Source organism: Bartonella schoenbuchensis R1, from assembly GCF_002022685.1.
Classification (GTDB): domain Bacteria; phylum Pseudomonadota; class Alphaproteobacteria; order Rhizobiales; family Rhizobiaceae; genus Bartonella; species Bartonella schoenbuchensis.
In genome coordinates this window covers 677,369-699,875 of record NZ_CP019789.1, presented here as the reverse complement: position 1 = coordinate 699,875, position 22,507 = coordinate 677,369, and the positions used below count along the sequence as shown (strand labels likewise).

At 36.1% G+C, this 22,507-nt stretch carries 17 protein-coding genes and 3 tRNA genes; 12 read left to right on the top strand and 8 right to left on the bottom strand.

Annotated elements, in window-relative coordinates:
* Window positions 1-303: 303 nt before the first annotated feature.
* From BscR1v2_RS02855 to mazG, 7 genes are all read left to right on the top strand, one after another.
* Window positions 304-2,637 (top strand): NADP-dependent malic enzyme, encoded by a 2,334-nt coding sequence (locus tag BscR1v2_RS02855; protein ID WP_078690302.1) that lies wholly within the window; start codon window positions 304-306, stop codon window positions 2,635-2,637.
* A gap of 201 nt (window positions 2,638-2,838) precedes the next feature.
* Complete coding sequence (locus tag BscR1v2_RS02850; RefSeq protein WP_078689681.1) at window positions 2,839-3,123, top strand: acyl carrier protein; 285 nt, start codon at window positions 2,839-2,841, stop codon at window positions 3,121-3,123.
* A gap of 11 nt (window positions 3,124-3,134) precedes the next feature.
* Window positions 3,135-4,310, top strand: a complete 1,176-nt coding sequence (locus BscR1v2_RS02845; protein WP_078690301.1) for a beta-ketoacyl-ACP synthase — start codon at window positions 3,135-3,137, stop codon at window positions 4,308-4,310.
* An 11-nt stretch (window positions 4,311-4,321) separates the two neighbouring features.
* Window positions 4,322-5,599: a beta-ketoacyl-ACP synthase gene (locus BscR1v2_RS02840; RefSeq protein ID WP_078689680.1), complete on the top strand. Its 1,278-nt coding sequence runs from the start codon at window positions 4,322-4,324 to the stop codon at window positions 5,597-5,599.
* Between the two features lie 61 nt (window positions 5,600-5,660).
* Window positions 5,661-6,689 (top strand): zinc-binding dehydrogenase, encoded by a 1,029-nt coding sequence (locus BscR1v2_RS02835; protein WP_078689679.1) that lies wholly within the window; start codon window positions 5,661-5,663, stop codon window positions 6,687-6,689.
* A 3-nt stretch (window positions 6,690-6,692) separates the two neighbouring features.
* On the top strand, window positions 6,693-7,625 hold the full coding sequence (locus BscR1v2_RS02830; RefSeq protein WP_246316821.1) for a lipid A biosynthesis lauroyl acyltransferase: 933 nt from the start codon (window positions 6,693-6,695) through the stop codon (window positions 7,623-7,625).
* Window positions 7,626-7,658: 33 nt separating this feature from the next.
* Window positions 7,659-8,480 (top strand): nucleoside triphosphate pyrophosphohydrolase, encoded by an 822-nt coding sequence (mazG, locus tag BscR1v2_RS02825; RefSeq protein WP_078689678.1) that lies wholly within the window; start codon window positions 7,659-7,661, stop codon window positions 8,478-8,480.
* A 49-nt stretch (window positions 8,481-8,529) separates the two neighbouring features.
* Here mazG and BscR1v2_RS02820 read toward each other — a convergent pair whose 3' ends face one another.
* On the bottom strand, window positions 8,530-8,904 hold the full coding sequence (locus BscR1v2_RS02820; RefSeq protein ID WP_078689677.1) for an iron-sulfur cluster assembly accessory protein: 375 nt from the start codon (window positions 8,902-8,904) through the stop codon (window positions 8,530-8,532).
* Between the two features lie 294 nt (window positions 8,905-9,198).
* On the opposite strand from BscR1v2_RS02820, the gene BscR1v2_RS02815 reads away from it, so the two are divergent.
* Window positions 9,199-9,275: transfer RNA gene (locus BscR1v2_RS02815), tRNA-Pro, on the top strand.
* 407 nt (window positions 9,276-9,682) lie between these two features.
* Here BscR1v2_RS02815 and BscR1v2_RS02810 read toward each other — a convergent pair.
* A complete protein-coding gene (locus BscR1v2_RS02810) occupies window positions 9,683-10,183 on the bottom strand; it encodes an Hsp20 family protein (RefSeq protein WP_010703674.1) in 501 nt (166 codons plus the stop codon).
* 637 nt (window positions 10,184-10,820) lie between these two features.
* On the opposite strand from BscR1v2_RS02810, the gene cpdR reads away from it, so the two are divergent.
* Window positions 10,821-11,183 (top strand): cell cycle two-component system response regulator CpdR, encoded by a 363-nt coding sequence (gene cpdR, locus BscR1v2_RS02805; protein ID WP_078689676.1) that lies wholly within the window; start codon window positions 10,821-10,823, stop codon window positions 11,181-11,183.
* A gap of 107 nt (window positions 11,184-11,290) precedes the next feature.
* Window positions 11,291-11,365: transfer RNA gene (locus tag BscR1v2_RS02800), tRNA-Val, on the top strand.
* A gap of 180 nt (window positions 11,366-11,545) precedes the next feature.
* On the opposite strand, the gene BscR1v2_RS08415 is transcribed toward BscR1v2_RS02800, so the two are convergent.
* The 4 genes from BscR1v2_RS08415 to BscR1v2_RS02785 all read right to left on the bottom strand — a co-directional run bounded on the left by BscR1v2_RS08415 (window position 11,546) and on the right by BscR1v2_RS02785 (window position 16,781).
* Window positions 11,546-11,674 carry a hypothetical protein gene (locus BscR1v2_RS08415; RefSeq protein ID WP_257787980.1) on the bottom strand — a complete coding sequence of 43 codons (129 nt, stop codon included), beginning with the start codon at window positions 11,672-11,674 and terminating at the stop codon, window positions 11,546-11,548.
* A gap of 989 nt (window positions 11,675-12,663) precedes the next feature.
* Window positions 12,664-14,040 carry an amino acid permease gene (locus BscR1v2_RS02795; RefSeq protein ID WP_078689675.1) on the bottom strand — a complete coding sequence of 459 codons (1,377 nt, stop codon included), beginning with the start codon at window positions 14,038-14,040 and terminating at the stop codon, window positions 12,664-12,666.
* A gap of 457 nt (window positions 14,041-14,497) precedes the next feature.
* The gene (gene hutH, locus BscR1v2_RS02790; RefSeq protein WP_078689674.1) at window positions 14,498-16,036 is read right to left on the bottom strand and encodes a histidine ammonia-lyase; all 1,539 of its coding nucleotides are present in this window, start codon (window positions 16,034-16,036) and stop codon (window positions 14,498-14,500) included.
* 668 nt (window positions 16,037-16,704) lie between these two features.
* Window positions 16,705-16,781: transfer RNA gene (locus BscR1v2_RS02785), tRNA-Arg, on the bottom strand.
* 224 nt (window positions 16,782-17,005) lie between these two features.
* On the opposite strand from BscR1v2_RS02785, the gene BscR1v2_RS02780 reads away from it, so the two are divergent.
* On the top strand, window positions 17,006-17,779 hold the full coding sequence (locus BscR1v2_RS02780) for an NAD kinase (protein WP_078689673.1): 774 nt from the start codon (window positions 17,006-17,008) through the stop codon (window positions 17,777-17,779).
* Window positions 17,780-17,919: 140 nt separating this feature from the next.
* Complete coding sequence (locus tag BscR1v2_RS02775; protein ID WP_078689672.1) at window positions 17,920-19,332, top strand: DEAD/DEAH box helicase; 1,413 nt, start codon at window positions 17,920-17,922, stop codon at window positions 19,330-19,332.
* Window positions 19,333-19,408: 76 nt separating this feature from the next.
* Here the strand turns inward: BscR1v2_RS02775 and gltX are convergent, their stop codons facing one another.
* Together gltX and BscR1v2_RS02765 are read right to left on the bottom strand one after the other, a co-directional pair.
* Entirely contained in the window at window positions 19,409-20,791 is a 1,383-nt protein-coding gene (gltX, locus tag BscR1v2_RS02770; protein ID WP_078689671.1) for a glutamate--tRNA ligase, read from the bottom strand.
* A 10-nt stretch (window positions 20,792-20,801) separates the two neighbouring features.
* Window positions 20,802-22,478: an NAD+ synthase gene (locus BscR1v2_RS02765; protein WP_078689670.1), complete on the bottom strand. Its 1,677-nt coding sequence runs from the start codon at window positions 22,476-22,478 to the stop codon at window positions 20,802-20,804.
* Window positions 22,479-22,507 lie beyond the last annotated feature (29 nt).

Genomic DNA, 22,507 nt, shown 5'->3' with positions numbered 1-22,507 from the left:
TGTAAGTATTACAAAAACATAACTATTTGTAACGTAACCACCAACGCTATCTTATCAGGACCTTTTCAAACTGATCAATTGCTGTAAAATTTGTTAAGGAGGCAAAAATAATAATGCTAATGTCAATGAAATTATTAATTAATGCAAATAAATTAATCTGGTGTATTAGTTTAAAAATTCAGAAGAATTTGCGCACGTTTATGCCTTTGTATATTTAGAAAAATCAAAATCTTTTAGCGGGCATTAATCCTATTATAAATGGCAATGTCCCTATAAACATATATTAACTTGGATATCACAAAAATGTCTAAAAAATCAAATAACAATGTCAGTTCACATCAAACTGAACTTGATAGTGCAGCGCTTTTTTACCACCAATATCCAAAGCCTGGAAAACTAAAAATACAAGCAACAAAACCACTTGGTAATCAACGTGATTTAGCGCTTGCTTATTCTCCGGGTGTTGCTGCGCCATGTCTTGCAATTCATAAAGATCCAAACCTAGCAGCTCAATATACTTCTCGTTCCAATTTAGTAGCTGTTATATCAAATGGAACAGCTGTTTTAGGATTAGGAAACATTGGCCCACTTGCTTCTAAACCTGTCATGGAAGGAAAAGCTGTTTTATTCAAAAAGTTTGCAAATATTGATGTGTTTGATATCGAACTTGATGCACCTGACATTGCGCAAATGGTAGAAATCGTATCTGCATTGGAACCGACATTTAGTGGTATCAATCTTGAAGACATTAAAGCTCCTGAATGCTTTGAAATCGAAGAGCAACTTCGTGCTAAAATGAATATCCCAGTCTTCCATGATGACCAACACGGAACTGCCATTATTGTTTCTGCTGCCGTATTAAATGGATTACATCTTGCTGGTAAAAAAATTGAAGACGTAAAAATAGTTACCTCAGGTGCAGGTGCTGCCGCTTTAGCTTGTCTTAATCTTTTAGTTCATCTTGGAGCAAAAGTTGAAAATATTTGGCTTAGTGATTTAGACGGTGTTGTTTATGAAGGCCGCAAAACACTTATGGATCGTTGGAAAATCAATTATGCGCAAAAAACTGATGCACGAACTTTATCCGAGATTATTGATAATGCAGACATTTTTTTAGGTGTTTCAGCAGGTGGTGTTTTAAAACCCGAATATCTCAAAAAAATGGCCCCAAAGCCTTTAATTTTAGCACTCGCTAATCCAACACCGGAAATCATGCCAGAAGAAGCACGTGCCGTGCGACCAGACGCAATGATCTGTACAGGGCGTTCTGATTATCCCAATCAAGTCAATAACGTCCTTTGTTTTCCTTATATTTTCCGTGGTGCATTAGATGTTGGTGCCACTGCAATTAATGAAGAAATGAAAGTAGCAGCAGTTCATGCTATTGCTGCCCTTGCCCGTGAAGAATCTTCAGATATTGCAGCACGTGCTTATTCAAAAGAAACATCTAATTTTGGTCCAGATTATCTTATCCCCTTCCCTTTTGATCCACGCTTAATACTGCGTATTGCACCTGCTGTTGCCAAAGCAGCAATGAAAACCGGCGTAGCAATTCGACCAATTGAAGATATTGCTGCTTATCATGATAGCCTTAATCGCTTTGTGTACCGCTCTGGTCTAACAATGAAACCTGTTTTTGCTACTGTAAAAACAGCAAAACGCAAACGTGTAATTTATGCCAATGGTGAAGATGAACGTGTACTTCGTGCAGCACAAATTGTTATTGAAGAACAAACTGCGATTCCTCTCCTCATTGGCCGTCCACATGTAGTGGAATCTAGATTAGAACGCTTTGGCTTAAGAATTCGTCCCGGCATAGATTTTGAACTCACAAATCCAGAGGATGACCCACGTTTTCGTGATTATGTTAATTTATTGCTTCGTTATACAGGTAGATGTGGTGTATCACCTGAGGTTGCAAAAACAATTGTAAGAACATCAACAACAGCTATTGCTGCCCTTGCAGTTATGCGTGAAGAAGCTGATGCAATGATTTGCGGTTTAGAAGGACGTTTTGAACGTAATCTTCAATTAATCGAGCAAATTATTGGACTTGATTCCAATGTTAGTCGTTTTTCTTCTGTCAGTTTACTCATCTCTCCACATAGTACTCTTTTCCTAACGGATACTTACGTTAATGAAAATCCTTCTGCTGAAGAAATAGTGGAAATGACAGTTTTAGCAGCACAAGAAGTTGAAGCTTTTGGTATAACACCAAAAGTAGCGTTATTATCGCATTCAAATTTTGGTTCCAAAAATACAGAAAGTGCACGTAAAATGCGCCGTGCAGCTGAAATCTTGGCACAGTTATATCCAGATTTGGAATCGGATGGGGAAATGCATGGTGATTCAGCACTTTCTCAAATTTTTCGTGATCGTGTGTTTCCTGATTCACGTCTTAAGGGTGAAGCTAATTTGCTTGTTTTTCCAACACTTGATGCGGCCAATATCACACTTAACATTGTAAAAAACCTAACAGATTCACTCCATGTGGGCCCTATTTTAATTGGGGCCGCACGTCCTGTACATATTCTCACACCTTCAGTAACTTCACGAGGAGTTGTTAATATGACAGCACTGGCAGTGCTTGCCGCAAATAGAAAAAAATCTCATAGTAAGGCAAATAAAAATAAATAATCCTCGTGTTTTACGATAAAATTTAGTGTTTCTTCTTATAAACAATCAAAAAGTAAGGGCTTAATCCATTGCAAATTCACTTTTCATATTGAAAAGACAGTTGCATTTTGGATTAAGTCTTTTTTTTTTAGGTAAAAAAGCTAGATAGAGTTATATTTAAATATTTTATGAAGCTATCAATCTATAATAAGGAATTACACATTGCCCTCTACTTTTGATAAAGTTGCTGATGTTATTGCGGAAATCAGTGAAATCGATCGCAGCATGATTACGCCTGAAAGTCATACAATTGACGATTTAGGAATCGACAGTCTGGATTTTCTTGATATCGTTTTTGCTCTTGATAAAGCTTTTGGAATTAAAATTCCATTAGAACAGTGGACTCAAGAAATTAATGAAGGTTCAGTTGCAACCGAAGAATATTTTGTTCTTAAAAACCTTTGTGCAAAAATTGATGAACTCATTGCCTTAAAACAGGCTAATTGATTTCTTGTATCATGCAGAATCAATCTGTATTCATTACTGGTATAGGACTGATAAGCTCCTTAGGTGAAGGGGTTGATTGCCATTGGAAAAAATTGAACGACCCTACAGTTACGCCAAATCTAGATTGTACGAGTTTTTCACCCTACACTGTCCATAAATTAACTGAAGTCGATTGGAATTTACAAATTCCAAAACGTAGTGACCAACGACAAATGGAAACATGGCAGCGTCTTGGTACCTATGCAGCTGGCCTTGCTCTTGAGGATGCAGGAATAAAAAACAATGAACAGTTAACATCAACAATGGATATGATCGTTGCAGCCAGTGGAGGCGAACGCGATATTGCTGTTGATACACAAATTCTTGCTAAAGCACGCACAACAGATGATCACGCTTCTATGCTTAATTCTGTCCTTTCAACTGAACTTCGCCCAACTTTATTTTTAGCACAACTATCCAATCTTCTAGCCGGTAATATTTCAATTGTTCATAAAGTAACGGGTTCTTCTCGCACATTTATGGGGGAAGAAGGTAGTGGGCTTTCTGCTGTGCAAGTAGCTGTTGCCCGAATTCGAGCAGGACAAAGTACGCACGTTTTAGTAGGTAGCTCTTATAATGCTCAAAGCTATGATATGTTGTTAGCTCATGGGCTTGGAGGTCTCTTAGCACGCAATGGGTGGTCACCAGTTTGGGAGCGTAAAAACTCTCTTGGCAGTGAAATAATAACCGGTTCTGCAGGTATTTTTCTAGTGCTTGAAAACGGCGAACAAGCAAAAAAACGAAATGCCCGTGTTTATGCTGAAATCAGCCAAATCATCACAGATCAAACAAATAGGACAAAAATTCCACTTAAAGACACAATTGCTACAATGTTAAAAACAATAAAGGCTAAATCTGCTTTTACAATTTCAGGTGCTTCAGGTTCCCATGAAGCAACAAAAGCGGAACAAAGTGTACTTGACGCTGCTAATATACCTTACCGTGGGATGACAACATTATTTGGCTACTTACGAGAAGCACAGTTTCCTTTAGCGCTTGCATTAGCTGCAATTGCTGTTGAGAAAAAGCTTAGCTTTCCAACACTGAGTGCTCATGAAAAACCATTTTCTGGAGAAGTACGTGAAGCATTAGCCACTACAGTTGGTATAAAAAGAGCTGAAGGTATAGTGCACTTAGCTGCTGTTTAAAAGGAATTTCTATGACGGAATATAACGATCATTTCGGACGTCCACTTATAGCAATAACTGGAGCAGGAGTTGTAACATCACTGGGGCAAGGCAAACAAGAAAACTGGCAAAAATTAATCAATGGCGTTAGTGGTATTCATAAAATAACGCGCTTTCCCGTTGAAGGGTTAAATACAGTTATTGCAGGAACTGTTGATTTTCTTGAAGAAAGTACAATTGGAGCTTCAGCTCTTTCTGAAAAACTAGCACATCTTGCAGCAGAAGAAGCTTTAGAGCAAGCCAATCTTGATAAAACAAATTTTAATGGACCATTATTCTTAGCAGCTCCCCCTGTTGAACTTGAGTGGAAAGCTCGTTTTGCTCTTGATCAAGAAGAGACATCTAATGATGAACCTTCTTATGCGCATCTTCTTGAAGTCTGTAGCCGTAAACCCCAGCATGCACTTTTTGAGACAACGCAATTTGGAGCAATTGCAGAAAAACTTCAAAAAACATTTGGAACAAAAGGACTTCCTGTTACACTTTCAACCGCTTGTGCATCTGGTGCAACAGCAATTCAACTAGGTGTGGAATCTATTCGACGAGGAGAAACAGATCGCGCACTTATTATCGCTACAGATGGTTCAGTTTCAGCGGAATCCCTTATTCGTTTTTCTTTATTATCTGCTCTTTCAACCCATAATGATCCTGCAGAAAAAGCATCAAAACCATTTAGCCGTGACCGAAACGGCTTTGTCATGGCAGAAGGATCGGGTGCTCTTGTTCTTGAATCTCTTGAGAGTGCTTTAAATCGTAAAGCAAAAGTTCTAGGGATTTTAGCAGGTTGTGGAGAAACAGCAGATGATTTTCACCGTACTCGTTCAAAACCCGATGCATCCCCAGCAACTGAAGCAGTCCGTAAAGCCTTAACTGATGCGCAAATAACAATTAATGAAATTGATTATATCAATGCACATGGAACTTCCACACCTGAAAATGAAAAGATGGAATATCTAGCATTATCAACAGTATTTGGAGATATTTTAGAACATATTCCCGTTTCTTCCAATAAATCCATGATTGGACACACTTTAACTGCTGCTGGCACTATAGAAGCTGTTTTTTCACTTTTAACTATCCAATCGGGAATACTTCCACCTACAATCAATTATGATGATCCAGATCCTACTATCCCTTTGGATGTTGTTCCTAATTATAGCCGTAAAGCTTGCGTCAATGCGGTTTTATCTAATTCATTTGGCTTTGGCGGTCAAAATACTAGTCTTGTTATTACGGCATATAAAGGGTAATCCTTTAATGATTAAATTTCGAAAACACCAATCTTAAGCAATATATTAACAGAGAATAATGATGCGTGCACTGCAACTACTCAATGAGCGTCAACTTGAGATCACTAATATTGCCCCACCACCACCGCCTAACTCTGGTGAAGTGACAGTCCGTATAAAGGCCGTTGCCCTTAATCATATTGATGTATGGGGATGGCGTGGTATGGCCTTTGCTAAAAGAAAAATGCCGCTCATTATAGGTGCAGAAGCTTCTGGTGAGGTTGTTCAACTGGGAGATGGTGTTGAAAATCTACAACTTGGGCAAATTGTTTCAATTTATGGTGCACAAACCTGTGGCGTGTGCAAACCCTGCCGTGAAGGACGTGATAATCTTTGCAGTGATGTAAAAGGCGTTTATGGTTTTCATCTTGATGGCTTTGCTTGTGAACTTGTTAATCTGCCAGCACGTTTATTGGTGCCAGCTCCACTAGAGTGTGACGCAATAAAAGCAGCTGTTGCTCCGATTACTTTTGGTACTGTAGAGCATATGCTTTTTGATAACGCAAAACTACAAGCTGGAGAAACAATTTTAATACAAGCTGGTGGTTCTGGTATTGGTTCAGCAGCCATCCAGATCGCAAAAGCTATGGGGTGTACAGTCATTACCACTGTTGGTTCAGACAATAAAATTGCAAAGGCACAATCTCTTGGAGCGGATTATGTGATTAATTATCGTAAAGATCGTTTTGAAGGTGTTGTCCGCAAATTAACTCAAAAAAAAGGCGTTGATGTTGTTTTTGAACACGTGGGTGCCGATACATGGACAGGTTCTATATTGTGTATGAAACGAGGAGCTCGTTTAGTAACTTGTGGTTCAACTTCTGGTGTTTCAGCACCTATGAATTTAATGCAACTATTTCAGCAACAACTTAAAATATTTGGTTCATTTGGCTGTCGTATGGAAAATATGGCAAATGCTATGCAGAAAATGGCACAAGGGATTGTTTCCCCCATTATTGATACGATTGTCGACTTTGATAAAATAGACACAGCTTTAAAACGAATGGAAAGCCGTGATGTTTTTGGTAAAATTATCCTAAAAATTGACTAAATCATGATAAAGTATTTTATCAAAATTTCAATGTATCGCATTAAAATCATTATTAAAAATTCTGTAAATTGGCTGTGGGCACATTTGCTTATTGCTTTTCTAGCTATTTTACGACATCTCCCTATTAACATTGGATTTTCTTTTATTTCCTGGTTAGCAAAGACATTTGGTCCTCTTGTATCTCGCCATCAAATTGCACTTGCAAATCTTAGAGCTGCATATCCAGAAAAAACGGAACAAGAATTACATGCAATTGCACTAGAAATGTGGGAAAATATGGGGCGACTTCTTGTCGAATATATCTTCCTCGATAAAATTTTCGATTTTGATCCCAATGCTAGCCAACCTGGTTTAATTGAAGTTAGTGGTGCTGAAATATTTCAACGATTAAAAAATGAAAAAAAGCCTCATATTTTTTTCACAGCGCATACCGGAAACTTTGAGCTTCTTCCTATATGTGCACAAAGCTTTGATCTTAATGTTACAGTGTTATTTAGACCACCCAACAACCCTTATATTGCAGACCGAGTTTTAAAAGCTCGACAAAATTCTATGGGGCATCTTTTACCATCTGCAGCGCATGTAACTTGGGCATTAGCAGAAAAATTAGCAAAAAATGAAAATGTTGGTATGCTTGTTGATCAAAAATTTCGCCGAGGCATTCCTAGTACATTTTTTAATCGGCCACTTAAAACTAATCCCTTAATCATAAAACTTGCCCGGCAATATAATTGTGATATTTATCCAGCACGTTGTATCCGATTAGCTGGAGGCCGTTATCGTTTGGAGTTATATGAGCGTATGGAACTTCCACTTGATGACAAAAATGAAATTGACATAAATGCCTCTGTGCAAAAATTAAATGATATTGTTGAAACTTGGGTGCGTGAATATCCTGGACAATGGATGTGGTTTCATAGACGCTGGGGTGAATAATGTGTCCATATCATCCTCACAAAAGAGACAAAAGTGTTAGCATCAAAAGATATTAATGACCTTATTACAATTATTACGATGTTACGAAATCGCGATAGTGGTTGTGCTTGGGATATAAAACAAACTTTTGAATCTATCATACCTTATACGATCGAAGAAGTTTATGAAGTTATTGATGCCATTGAGCGAGGTAACCGAATAGATCTTTGTGACGAATTGGGTGATCTTCTCTTACAGATAGTTTATTATGCTGCGATTGCTAAGGAGGAAGGTAGCTTTTCTTTTGATGATGTTGTTTATGCTATTACTGCAAAAATAATTCGCCGCCATCCTCATGTTTTTGGAAATGCAGAACAAAGAAACTTAGATTTTCCAGAGAATGCATGGGAACATATCAAAAAAATAGAAAAAGCTGAACGGAAACAACGGCTCAAAGAGGCAGGTTTACCAGACGATACACCAACAGGCTATCTTGCACAAGTAAAGCAAACTCAACCAGCAGATCGAGAAGCACTTGCTTTACAAAATATGGCTGCTAAAGTAGGCTTTGATTGGCGTAAGAAAGATAAAGTCTTCAAAAAAATAAAAGAAGAAATCAATGAACTTAAAGAAGCAATTAAGGCTGATAAAGCTTTAGAAATAGAAGCTGAATTTGGTGATCTTTATTTTGCCATACTTAATCTTGCACGCCATTTGAAAATTGATCCCCAAAAGGCATTAAAAAAAACAAATATAAAATTTAGAAATCGCTTCACCTATATTGAAGAAAGTCTATCAAATCAGTCAAAAAAATTGATTGACGTATCTTTAAAAGAAATAGAAGCTCTTTGGAATGAAGCTAAAAATACACAATAAGAAAATAAACTAACGGCCCCCTACTTTACTAAATGCAATCTCACAAAACTCAATGAGTTTCATATATTTCATTCAATTTATTTTGTGAAGCAGGACGAATTTCTACTGATTCACCGCACCCACATGCTGAAATTTGATTGGGATTGTTGAATATAAAACCAGAACGAAGTGTGGTTACTTCATAATCTACCTGTGTTCCTAATAAAAACAATATTGCATCGCGCGCAATAAAAACGCGAGCACCATCAATTTCAACAACATCTGCATCGTGCATTTCTTCTTTTGCGAGAGTAATTGTATATTCCATTCCCGCACAGCCACCTTTTTTGATGCCAATAAGAATACCACACGCATTTTTTGTTTTCATAATATCTTTAATGCGATCTATTGCAACTTCTGTCAAACTTATTACCGAACGACCCATCGTTCACTTTTCCCTTACCAAACAAGTATTTTTAATGACTTTATCTACGATAATTTCATTTTTTGATACATTAAAAACAAAATAACAAGACACAAATTGGAACGTTTAACCCTTTCTGTAAACTTGAGCTTTGATTTCTTATTTCAAATCTACTCCGAGATGAAGTATCAAAATCTCATTTTTACTTTTTTAAGCTTTTTCTCAAAGCAGAAAAAAGGCGTTTCATTAGATTTTACTCTGTTTGTTTTTTCTCTTGCCTTTAAAGAGACAGTCGTTTAGTCGTTTTGGACAGTTCGGAGCGTAGCGCAGCCTGGTAGCGCACTTGACTGGGGGTCAAGGGGTCGTGGGTTCGAATCCCGCCGCTCCGACCATTTTTATGCTCTACTTATAAAAAGTAAGAAATATACATTTTTTCAAATCAGAATAATCGTTTTGATACCTACTTTAGTATATACAATAAACACGCTTACTCTAATCTAATATCTTGCTGCCTTATCAAACATTCTATTGAACTATCAAAAAATCGTTGCTCATATAAATAGCTATTAGGAAGTAAGTTATAATATTTATCACAGTTACTAATTGATCTACAGAAATCATCCTGCCTTTAGCTACATTTAATCCATCTCTATTATCTTGTATTATTGAAAATAATGCTATTATTCACAATCATTATTTACGCAACAAACACTTTTAATTAAATAGCTTTTTTATCAGCAGAAAATAAAAAACGCGAGACTTTTGCCTCGCGTTTTTGAATATCTTTAAAAATTATAATTTATTCTGTTGTTTCAACTTCTAAACTCGCTTTATGTATATTATGACCATTGCTACTTTTAGCAACAGATGGCGACGCTTGTTGTACAACTATCTTCTTGGGTTTTAATTCAGCTGGCATTTCTCTTTTAAGCTGGATATGAAGAAGACCATCTCTTAATTCTGCTCCTATGACCTTAACATGATCAGCTAAATGAAAACGCCTTTCAAAAGCACGCGAAGCAATTCCTCGATAAAGGAATTCTCGCCCTTCATTATCATTTTCAGGTATTTTCTCACCTTTAATAGTTAGCTGGTTACAATGCGTTTCAATATCGATTTCATTTAAAGAAAAACCAGCAACAGCCATAGAAATCCGATAAGAGTCCTCACTTAAACGCTCAATATTATATGGTGGATAAGAAGAAACATCATCCGGTTGTGTTCTGGAATCAAACCAGTTTAAAAGATGATCAAAACCTACTGTTGAACGATAGAATGGTGAAAAATCTACTTGACGCATAATTGCCCTCCTTTAGAGCGACTATAATTAATTTACAAAGTCTCCAAATGGCAGACTTTCTTACAAACCAACAATCCCATCATGGCGATTGTGATATTTATTTGGTAATCAATCTTTTCCATTTCAACTCTTTTGTATTTTAATTCATAAAAGAGAGCAAAAATAAGGATAACTGTTTTTTATTTCTTCATCACCATCACAATTTAGTATTAAGTTCCTTTTTGTTAGTATTAAATGCTTTCTTGGTTTTAACGCTATTGATAAGAGAAATATAGCTTTTTGCATTGATTTAAGAACTTCAGTAAGAAAGTTTTTTACCTATCTTTTTCTCTTTGAATAATCAAAATTCGGGAGGAAAAATGAGATTAAACGCATATATCTTACAATTTACATTACTAAAAACAGGTAATACCGACAGTTCAAAATATATAAAATACCCAGTCTTCTTCCAATGTCATACATATTTTAAATTGAATTCAACTAAGAACAACATTATGTATCCTTGACAAATATGCAACAGTTAACCATTTTGCTATTCATTCTAATTATAAAATATTTTACCGCTTTTTTATAAATACTTTATATCGTATACACTAGTATAGCGAAAAACTGATAAATGGAGCAATTGGACATAATCATGAAACGAATCTTGCTCGCGGAAGATGATAATGATATGCGCCGCTTTCTAGTAAAAGCACTAGAACGTGCAGGTTATGAAGTCATCGACTTTGATAATGGTGCTAGTGCATATAAACGTCTACAAGAAGAGCCATTTTCTCTTCTACTCACTGATATTGTGATGCCAGAAATGGATGGAATTGAGTTAGCACGACGTGCCACTGAAATTGATCCTGATTTACGAGTTATGTTCATTACAGGTTTTGCAGCAGTTGCTTTAAACTCAAATAATGATACCATTCCTGATGCTAAAGTGCTCTCTAAACCGTTTCATTTGCGTGAATTAGTTAGCGAAGTTGAAAAAATACTTATAGCTGCTTAACAGAACATTTTCTGTAAATTATCTGCATTTAACCAAATAAAAAATTAAATCAGACATTGACGTTTATAATTCTATATGCAGTATGCGCGTATACACCATCGTTGAATGGGCGTGTAGCTCAGCGGGAGAGCACTACGTTGACATCGTAGGGGTCACAGGTTCAATCCCTGTCACGCCCACCATTTATTTTTACGTTTCTACATTCGTTTGATTTTATTATTGTTTTTAAAGGTCCTAGATAAATAATAAGGTTAGGGAATAAGATTTTCTCAACATAAACTTGTTTTGTATTACATCACAGTTACAAGATGAATAGAAGATCTAATAACGGAAAAAATTCCAGCTTATATTGCTAATGAAATTCAGGAGACTACAGTTACTGTCATCAAATCCACAGGTCTTACTACATCAGATGCGTGTGGATATTCATGACCAGCATTGCTAGGAACAAGTGTTACCACTTGATTTCTTCCAATCCATCCCTGAAACATTACACAAAGCTATTAAGTTGCTAAAACAAATCGTGTTGAACGTACATCATTAAACAGTTTACGAAATATGATCCGCGACGACAAAGCTAAAGAAGCTTACGAAGCAATCTTAGTTAGCTATGTGGAAAATCGTTTATATTCAATCATTCTGCAGAGACCTTAAAGGCAAAAGTAGGTATGTCAATAATGCATTAGAGGTGGATTTGTCGCTTGTGACTAAAGCATTAGCAAAAAATAAACCACTAAAGATATACTAGCGAAATCATGCATTAACGATCAAAGGTATAAGTGTTGTAATTATCATATCAAACCAGATTTGATTTTGATCTATGGAAAGCCAAACATTAAAACACTCAGAATTCCAACGGCTTGGTTTTTACTTTGAATTATATTTATAACGAGATCCAAATCTATGGAAAATTTTATACCGATAATAGCAGCATATTCATCTAAACACTGCTTTTACCTGTTAGCATATAGTCTTTAAGTTATCATGAACCAATAAGCTTAGCATCATACAAATAAGCTCAACTAATGCAGCATATTATGATGTAATAATTGTATAAATGCGTTAGATAACAGAATGAACATAAATTCTACTATAACAATTCAAGTGGTAATTAGTTATTCCCCTTTTTATTTAAGGTGATTATCTTAATATGGAAGCAAGAAAAGTTAAGATGCGAATTTGATATATTTGTATGAGGGTTGTAAATTTATAAATAATAATTATGCCCTCCTCAGCTATTTAAAACATTTTATGAAAAAATTCATTTAAATGAATATAAATAATACATAAAATAACTTTCACATATACCATAATATGCTAATTTTATCAGTAATATAGAATTTCCATAAAGTAGATTTTCACTCACTCAATCACAAAAACTCGGTTTGCCAATGAAATTGGTGCTTATAATATTTACCGCATTTGCAATGACTATGTATCAATAATAGCAAAAGTTCCTTGTTATTAATAAATGAAAAACTCAATTTTTACAGATAGTTTTTTTACTTTTTTTATTTAAAAAATTAAGTATGTAAAAACAAACTACAAGCCAACTAATCCAAGCTACTCCTATGATTAAAACTGGTCGTGTATCACCAAAAAAGCATAACAAAATGAAAACAAAAATCATAAACAAAATAGCAAAAATCGATCCTATTGGCCAAAATGGAATCGGAAATTTCAGATTATGCTGTTCTTCTCTGGGCATTTTAAGTCGCATAAAAATTTGCGAAAGCAAAATCATCACCCAAACGAAAACTGTCGCAAATGTTGCCATTGCTGCAATAAGAAAGAAAAGTTGATCGTGATAAAAATAATTAAGAACAACACCAAAAAGAAATATGACAAATATTAGTAAAATAACAAAAATTGGTACACCGTTTTTTGACAAACATTGAAATTTCTTAAATGCATAGCCTTCTTGTGACAGCCCATGAATCATGCGGCTAGCACCATACATCTCGCTATTAATGGCTGAAACAGCTGCTGTAACAACCACAACGTTAAGAATATTAGCTGCTGATGAAATACCAAGATTTTCAAAAATTGAAACAAAAGGACTATCAATAAAACTAATTTTATTCCAAGGATAAAGTATCATTAAAACCGTTAAAGTCATAACGTAAAATAGTAAAATTCGAATCGGAATAGAATTAATTGCTTTTGAAATAGTTTTATTAGGATCTTGCGTTTCCATAGCCGCTATTCCAACAATCTCTACCCCACCAAAAGAAAAAACAACAACGCTAAAGCAAGCTAAAAAACCAAACCAACCATTGGGAAATATACCACCATTTTGCCATAAATTATGAATGGTGGGTTGCGCCCCCATATTCCAATTAAATACAATAATTGCTAGACCTAAAACAATCATAACAATAATAGCAATTACTTTGATAGAAGACAGCCAAAATTCTAGCTCACCATATACTTTTACTGCCGCTAAATTAATAGCAGTAATGATAAGTGTAATGCTCAATGTCCAGATCCAAGGAGAAACACTAGGATACCAAAACCCCATATAAGTGGCAAAAACTGTGATATCAGCTAAACCAACAAGAACCACTTCAAAAACATATGTCCACCCTGTTAAAAAACCAGCCAAAGGTGATATATGATTTGCAGCATAACGGGCAAAAGAACCTGGCAAAGGATTATGAATAATCATCTCACCTAGAGCCCGCATCACCATAAAAACAGCTAAACCCGCAACACAATACGCAATAAGAACACTTGGACCAGCAAGATTAATTGCTTGTGCAGACCCGTAAAAAAGACCTGTTCCGATAGCAGACCCGAAAGCTAAAAATATAACCTGACGTTTATTCATACCTCGTTTAAGTTGGTTTATTGACATTTTTTTCCTTTTTCAAATGCTATATAATCCTTATAAAGGCGCAAATTTTCAGACTAACAAGCACCGAAGCCGACTGAAATGCAAAAAACCTTAATGGATCTGAAAGATTTTGAAATTTCTATTTTTTCATCTCATAAAAAATATAATATCATAACGGTTAAAATGCATAATCATTATATATGACGATGCAATTTGCACTGTTCATAACAAAAAATTATATTCTTTTTGTTCTCTCAGTTTTAAGAGGTGTTGATAATAAATAATGCCTTTTTTATGATGCTTTCGATGTATTGCCATTACATTATTACAAATCCAATCATAGAAATGATGAATACGCTCGTTTAACTTATAAATCGTCTCTACTTACTTAATCGGTTTAATATATCATCTGACACAAAACCTATATGAGGAAAGCCTAGAAAATATAATGAGCTTTTGCTTAATCTTAAAATAAATATTATTTCAGCTCCAATTGTGGAAAAATTGTTTCTAGTAAAACAGATAACAAATGTCCCCCACTTACAAGTACATGCACCTTTTCAAGATCTACAGCCATATAACGATCCGCTTTAAGAGTGGTGATATTCTTACGTAAATATTCCATAACAGACTGCAATAAAGGGCTTGTTTTTAGAGGAGAACGGCATTCAATTCCCTGTACTGCAACAAGTGTTTCAATACCAATAATAGTAAAAAGATTGTCGCTCATAGCTAATAATCGACGAGCACCATGGCAAGCCATTGAAACATGATCTTCCTGATTTGCTGAAGTTGGTGTTGAATCAACCGAAGCGGGATATGCCATTTGTTTATTTTCAGACATTAAAGCAGCTGCTGTTACTTCAGCGATCATGAAACCTGAATTAAGGCCTGCGTTTTGTACTAAAAAAGCAGGAAGCCCATAGGAAACTGCTGGATCAACCATAAGAGCAATACGTCTTTGAGAAATTGAACCTATTTCACATAAAGCAAGCGCGATCTGATCAGCAGCAAAAGCCACAGGTTCAGCATGAAAATTTCCACCCGATACAACTGCACCGTTGCTTAAAATTAATGGATTATCTGTTACTGCATTTGCTTCAATAATTAGTGTTTTTGCTGCTGCTGTAAGAATATCAAAACAAGCACCCATAACTTGTGGTTGGCAACGTATACAATAAGGATCTTGAACACGTTTATCATCATGCAAATGCTCTACCCGAATTCCTGAACCTTCTATCAGTTTTTCTAATGTTTGCGATACAACAATTTGCCCATGATGGCCACGTAAAATGTGGATATCGGGATGAAATGGAGCCGTTGAGCCCATAATGGCATCTGTAGACATTGCGCCAGAAAGAAGCCCTCCACACAATGCCCGATAAGCGTGAAAAAGACCTGCAAGTGCAAGTGCTGTTGAGGTTTGAGTGCCATTGATAAGAGCTAAACCTTCTTTTGCTTCTAAAACAATAGGCGATAACCCTGCTTTTTCTAAAGCATCTGCTCCACTCATACGAATATTTTGAAAGAACGCTTCTCCTTCACCTATCATAACAGCTGCCATATGAGCAAGTGGAGCTAGATCACCTGATGCACCAACTGATCCCTTTTCAGGAATGACAGGAATAACTCCCTTTTCAAGCATATTTTCTAATAAATGCACTAATTCCAGACGAACACCAGAAACCCCTCGTCCAAGCGAAATAAGCTTTAATGTCATTATCAAACGTACAATATTTTCAGCTAAAGGAGCCCCTACACCACAACAATGTGATAAAATAAGATTTCTTTGTAAAATGACCATATCATCTACATCAATTTTAATGGAAGCTAACTTTCCAAAACCGGTATTAATGCCATAAACTGGCTCATCACCCGCAGCAATTTCAGCAATGCGTGCCGCCCCCTTCTTGATAGCTAGGTGGGTATCTTCATGAAGTTTGCTTATTTTACCACCCCAATAAACAGATTCAAGTTCGCTAAGTGTTACCTCGCCTGGCTTGAGTATAATCGTCATAATCTTCTTTCTTATTAATCTAGTATAATGTAAGATTAGCGTCTTGCTTATGAAAAAATATCACAGCTCTATACAGCTTGTATTTATTTTATCAAAAATAATACTAGGTCATTAAAATTTAATATCAAATATTATAGTGAATATACCTAATCTATAAGCATGATTTTTAAACGTCTCAATAATAAAATGCCTATAAAATGCCGCGTAAATAGAGATAATTATTATGAAGTTAAAAACTAACAATACATCAACGAAAACTGTTGCATTAGATTAGAATATCTTAGCCAGTTTTATAATTAATTGATGACAGCAAATATATTAAAATAGCGTCATCAATTGTAAAATTGGTGCTTTAATATAATGAAACTAATCTACTATTTTACTAATGAATATTAATTTTAACAAAAATATTGTTAGAATAATTTGTCTATTAATATAGTTCTGTAAAGTATTATATTTCAGATATTTTGCAGATACAAAAGCTTCAAAACTTTATAAATAAAAACTTTGCTTAGTTTTTTATAAAATAACAAGCACACAATAAAGAAAAATTTCCTTATATTTTTAAGCAGCGGCTGTTCAATCTTTATTTAAGTACATAAACTAACGGTAATATTACTTATACGGTATATTACTTATAATGATATTCAATAGTATTGAAAAAAGTTTGGTGCACCCGACAGAATTCGAATCTGTGACCTCTGCCTTCGGAGGGCAGCGCTCTATCCAACTGAGCTACGGGTGCCGAAAAACTATTTTAAACCAGTTGAGGCCTTTTAACTGATCATGCTCTTAGCTTCAATGGTGAATTACCATTTTGAAAAAAATTGCAAAAAGAAAAATATTGTCCCACAATAGATTAACTTTTCATACAAAATTCCTTCTTTTTGCAAAAATGGTGCTTATATAAAACTTCCAAATTCTAAAAAATACATTAAAAATATACCGAAAATACCAGGACAATTCTCAATGCCACCATTACCAAGTCGCTTTCATTTCATTTCTGCTGAAACTGAAGAGGCTATTAAAGCCACCAATCAATTAATCTCCGTTTATGGACATTCTTCTCTTGAAGAAAGCGATGTAGTTGTTGCACTCGGCGGTGATGGAACAATGTTACGAGCGGTGCGAGATGTTATGAATACTGGAAAACCTATTTATGGCATGAATCGAGGTTCAATAGGATTCCTTATGAATGAGTTTCATGAGCAGAAATTGCCAATCCGCATTGCTGCTGCGCACAAAAAAGAAATTCACCCCCTACGCATGATTGCAAACACTGAATGTCAACAACATATTGAAGCACTTGCAATTAATGAAGTATCTTTATTTCGTCAATCTTATCAAGCTGCTAAGATTCGTATCAGCATTGATAACAAAGTACGCATGGAACAACTCAATTGTGATGGTATCCTTGTTGCCACACCAGCAGGATCTACCGCATATAATTTGTCAGCACAAGGCCCCATTTTGCCTCTCATGGCACCTCTTATGGCCCTCACCCCTGTTAGCCCTTTTCGCCCTCGACGCTGGCATGGAGCATTACTGCCCAATACGGTAACAGTGCGTTTTGATATGCTCGAAGCAAACAAACGCCCTGTAAATGCTGCCGCTGATAATGTGGAAGTTAAATCTGTTCATTCAGTTATCATTTCATCAGCTTCAGATGTAACAGCTTCTATTCTTTTCGACCCTGACCATTCATGGGATGAACGTATTTTATCAGAACAATTTCGTTATTAATTATTTTTATCGTTGTTTTCTTATACATATAGAGTAGTTACAGTTGACTTTTTTGCAAATGCGTCTTAACCCTCTTCATAATATGGGATGCGAACCAACCTAACTAACTAGGTTAAAATTGCAGAACAATCGATAGAAAAATGACACCACCTTTGAATAGTTTTGACGATTTAGGCCTTTCCGAAAAAGTTATTAAAGCTGTAAGATCAGCAGGATATACGGCTCCAACACCTATTCAGAGTGAAACAATTCCTCATGTGCTTCAACGTAAAGATGTGCTTGGGATCGCTCAGACTGGTACTGGTAAGACAGCCTCATTCGTTCTCCCTATGCTTACATTACTGGAAAAAGGCCGCGCAAGAGCAAGAATGCCTCGTACTCTTATATTAGAGCCAACGCGAGAACTTGCAGCCCAAGTTCAAGAAAATTTCGATAAATATGGATTGAATCATCGTTTAAATGTCGTTCTTTTAATTGGTGGAGTTTCTTTTGAAGATCAAAATCGCAAACTTGAACAGGGTGCCGATGTTCTTATAGCAACACCAGGACGTCTTCTTGATCATTTTGAACGTGGTAAATTGCTTTTGATAGGTACTGAAATTCTTGTCATTGATGAAGCCGATCGTATGTTAGATATGGGGTTTATTCCTGATATTGAACGTATCTGCAAACTAACTCCGTTTACTCGTCAAACTTTGTTTTTCTCAGCAACAATGGCGCCAGAAATTACAAAATTGACAGAGCAATTTTTACATTCACCCATCTGTGTTGAAGTTACAAAAGCGTCATCAACAGCTACAACAATTACGCAACGTCTTGTCAAATCTGGAAGCAAAGCGTGGGATAAAAGAGCTGTTTTGCGAGAGCTTATTGATAATGAAGGTGATGAACTTAAAAATGCTATTATTTTCTGCAATCGGAAAAAAGATATTTCTGAGCTTTTTAGATCACTTACCAAATACAATTTTAGTGTAGGTGCACTTCATGGTGATATGGATCAGCACTCACGCATGAATACATTAGCTGATTTTAAAGACAACAAACTCACACTTCTTGTTGCTTCTGACGTTGCCGCCCGAGGGCTTGATATCCCAGATGTCAGTCATGTTTTCAACTATGATGTACCAACACACGCCGAAGATTATATTCATCGGATTGGTCGTACAGGGCGTGCAAAGCGTAGTGGAAAAGCTTTTACCATTGTTACACACGATGACCAAAAATACATCAGCGCCATTGAAAAAATAAGTAAAGAAAAAATTGAATGGCTTAATGGGGATCTTTCTACTTTATCTATCAGTGATCAGACAAATGACTCTAATGACTCTATTGTAAAAACAAAATCTGCAAAACTTTCAAAAAAATCCACCCCTAAAAAACACACTGCTCACACTAAAAAAGCATCAAAAGAAGATAAAACATCTCATAGTAAAACTACAAAAAATAAAATAAATTCACCCGAGTTATCCCATTCAGAGAAAGATCAAAATCATACTCCCCTTGGGTTTGGTGCCGATGTTCCAGCATTTATGCTCATAAAAACCCGCTCTTAAATCGCAAGTCTGATTATTGAGAATAATGATAAGATCGATAAAATATTTTTAAATTGTTCTTTACTGAGTGGTTTTTCTAAACAGTCAATCTATTTACGACTTTTTCACGCCCTAAAAGCTGCAAAAGTTTGCCCATTTCAGGACCATGTTCCATTCCAGTAAGCGCCTGACGCAATGGCATAAATAAAGCCTTCCCTTTACGGCCTGTTTTTTCTTTTAATGCTGTTGTCCAAATTTGCCAGCTTTCATCATTTAATACACCTTTCGGTAACAAATCAACAGATTGACGTACAAATGCATGATCTTCAGGAGAAATAGCCTTGAAATTCTGATCACCATGCATATCACCATGAATAATTGTCCACCATAAAGCTGCATCATTCACTTTATCAATATTGTTTCTTATCGCATTCCAAAACTCTTCTACCTTTTCTCCATCAATAGAAAGCTTCTCAAGCCGTTCTTTGACATCCTCATATGTCAACTCATGAACAAGGTGACTATTTAGAGAAAGGAGATCAACAGAATCAAATTTCGCAGCTGATTTTGATGTGTTTTGGAGATCAAAATGCTCTAAAAGAGCAGCCTGATTAGGATAAATCTGCACATTTTGTGATGTTCCAGTCAAAACAGAAAGACATTGAACAGCCATCGATTCAAATCCTTCTTGTCGTAAAGAACGGACAGAAAGGTCATTGTTACGTTTTGAAAGCCCTTTTCCTGAAATCGTAGTCAACAAATTAATATGCCCTAAAATCGGCGGCTTTACACCAAGAGCTTCAAAAATAGCGATCTGTGCACCTGTATTGGTAATGTGATCATCACCACGAATAACATGTGTAATAGCCATATCTATATCATCAACTACAGAAGGCAGTGTATAAAGATAGCTCCCATCCTCACGAATTAAAACGGGATCTGAAATAGAAGCTAAATCAATCAGCTGCTTTCCCTTTACAAGATCATCCCAATGAATTTCTGTCCGCTTTGTTTGAAATGGATCATTTTCAAAATTAGGTAAAAGAAAACGCCAATGGGGTTTACGACCTTGAGATTCAAAGTTTCTTCTATCTTCTGGGGTTAATTTTAACGCTTCACGATTATAAACAGGAGGTAGCTTGCGCGAAAGCTGGATTTTGCGGCGCCGGTCTAATTCTTCCGCCGTTTCATAACAGGGGTAAAGAAGACCACGTTGTTTAAGAGTTTCTGTAACCTCATCATATCGACTAAATCGTTTAGATTGATAATGAATTTCATCTGGCCTAATACTAAGCCACTCAAGATCAACCATAATACCATCAATATATTCCTGTTTAGAACGTTCAACATCTGTATCGTCATAGCGTAAAACAAATGTGCCATTACATGCTTGCGCATAAAGCCAGTTAAATAAAGCAATACGGGCATTGCCAATATGAATATAACCTGTTGGAGATGGGGCAAAACGAACTTTTATCATTAAACAATGCTCAACTTTTATCGCGAAAACGATTGATAATAGGATAACGACGGTCACGTCCGAAGCTTTTAGAACTGATTTTTACACCAGGTGCGGACTGTCGCCTTTTATATTCAGCTAAATAAAGCAAGTGTTCAATTTTCTCAACCGTTTCTCGCAAATGCCCACATTGAACAATCTCACCAACACTCATGTCATCTTCCACAAGAGATTGTAAAATATCATCTAAAATAGGATAAGGAGGAAGAGAATCTTCATCTTTCTGATTTTCTCGTAACTCCGCAGAAGGTGCTTTCATGATAATATTAGATGGGATGACAACTCCTTTTGCCCCTAATAAATTCTGCAAGTGATTTTTATTACGCCATTTTGCCAATGCATAGACCTGCATTTTATAAATATCTTTAATAGGGTTAAAACCACCGTTCATATCACCGTAAAGTGTTGCATATCCAACTGCCATTTCTGACTTATTACCTGTTGTAATCACCATTGAACCAAATTTATTCGAAAGAGCCATTAAAATAGTTCCACGTGTACGACTTTGAAGATTTTCTTCTGTAAGATCAGGTTTCAATTGTGAAAACGCAGGTGCTAGTGCATTCAAAAAGCCCTCAACAGGTTGAATAATTGGTATAACCTCGTAATGACACCCTAAAAAACGTGCGCAATCTTCAGCATCTCTCAACGATTCTTGTGAAGTATAATGATAAGGCATCATTACAGTACGAACTCTCTCAGCGCCAAGAGCATCTACTGCCATTGTTGCGCAAAGTGCTGAATCAATACCCCCTGAAAGACCAAGAATAACATCTTGGAAACAGTTTTTGTTAACATAATCTCTTAAACCTAAAACACAAGCTTGATAATCAGCAGCTAGTCCACTTAAAAGTTCTTCATTAGGACCAGAAATACATTGCCATCCGATAGATTGTCGTTGCCAGTGACTTAAAGCAATATGGCTCTCAAAATGTTTCATCTGAAATGCCATTTTGCCTTGTCCATTCAATGCAAAAGATCCTCCATCAAAAACTAACTCATCTTGACCACCAACTTGATTAGCATAAATAATCGGCACACCCGATTGGATAGCTTGCGCCCGAACAATATCTAAACGTTTGAGTGTTTTATGACGCGTATAAGGAGATCCATTAGGAACAAGAATAATCTCAGCTCCTTTATTGCTAAGCTGTGCACAAATAGAAGAATCACTCCAAATATCTTCACAGATCACAATCCCGAGTGTTATTCCACGGTAAACAATAGGCTCAAGAAACGGATCAGAAGAAAATACCCGCTTTTCGTCAAATTCAGCGTAATTAGGCAAATCAAACTTTAAGCGTTCCGCAACTATTTGCCCATCGTTAAGGAGCATAACACCGTTATAAATAGCATCATCACGTCTTAGTGGAACACCAATAACAATACCTGGTCCATTTTTTGTCACTTTTGCTAATCTCTGCACAGCATTTTCACATGCCTTTATAAAAGCAGGCTTAAGCACAAGGTCTTCCGGTGGATAAGCACTTATAAAAAGCTCAGTTAATAATACAAGATCAGCACCTTGTTCTTGAGCTTTCTGATGGGCCATTATTGCGAGAGCAAAATTTCCTTCAATATCACCGATAACAGGATTTAATTGGGCAACTGCAATCCGAAAATCATTCTCTATAAGTTGTTGTGTCATTAAATTAATTTAGTGCGACTATAACTCAG

Coding starts and splice junctions, on each gene's coding strand:
- BscR1v2_RS02855 (WP_078690302.1), top strand. CDS start 304: ATGTCTAAAAAATCAAATAACAATGTCAGTTCACATCAAACTGAACTT.
- BscR1v2_RS02845 (WP_078690301.1), top strand. CDS start 3,135: ATGCAGAATCAATCTGTATTCATTACTGGTATAGGACTGATAAGCTCC.
- BscR1v2_RS02840 (WP_078689680.1), top strand. CDS start 4,322: ATGACGGAATATAACGATCATTTCGGACGTCCACTTATAGCAATAACT.
- BscR1v2_RS02835 (WP_078689679.1), top strand. CDS start 5,661: ATGCGTGCACTGCAACTACTCAATGAGCGTCAACTTGAGATCACTAAT.
- BscR1v2_RS02830 (WP_246316821.1), top strand. CDS start 6,693: ATGATAAAGTATTTTATCAAAATTTCAATGTATCGCATTAAAATCATT.
- BscR1v2_RS02820 (WP_078689677.1), bottom strand. CDS start 8,904: ATGGGTCGTTCGGTAATAAGTTTGACAGAAGTTGCAATAGATCGCATT.
- BscR1v2_RS02810 (WP_010703674.1), bottom strand. CDS start 10,183: ATGCGTCAAGTAGATTTTTCACCATTCTATCGTTCAACAGTAGGTTTT.
- cpdR (WP_078689676.1), top strand. CDS start 10,821: ATGAAACGAATCTTGCTCGCGGAAGATGATAATGATATGCGCCGCTTT.
- BscR1v2_RS08415 (WP_257787980.1), bottom strand. CDS start 11,674: ATGTTTCAGGGATGGATTGGAAGAAATCAAGTGGTAACACTTGTTCCT.
- BscR1v2_RS02795 (WP_078689675.1), bottom strand. CDS start 14,040: ATGTCAATAAACCAACTTAAACGAGGTATGAATAAACGTCAGGTTATA.
- hutH (WP_078689674.1), bottom strand. CDS start 16,036: ATGACGATTATACTCAAGCCAGGCGAGGTAACACTTAGCGAACTTGAA.
- BscR1v2_RS02780 (WP_078689673.1), top strand. CDS start 17,006: ATGCCACCATTACCAAGTCGCTTTCATTTCATTTCTGCTGAAACTGAA.
- BscR1v2_RS02775 (WP_078689672.1), top strand. CDS start 17,920: ATGACACCACCTTTGAATAGTTTTGACGATTTAGGCCTTTCCGAAAAA.
- gltX (WP_078689671.1), bottom strand. CDS start 20,791: ATGATAAAAGTTCGTTTTGCCCCATCTCCAACAGGTTATATTCATATT.
- BscR1v2_RS02765 (WP_078689670.1), bottom strand. CDS start 22,478: ATGACACAACAACTTATAGAGAATGATTTTCGGATTGCAGTTGCCCAA.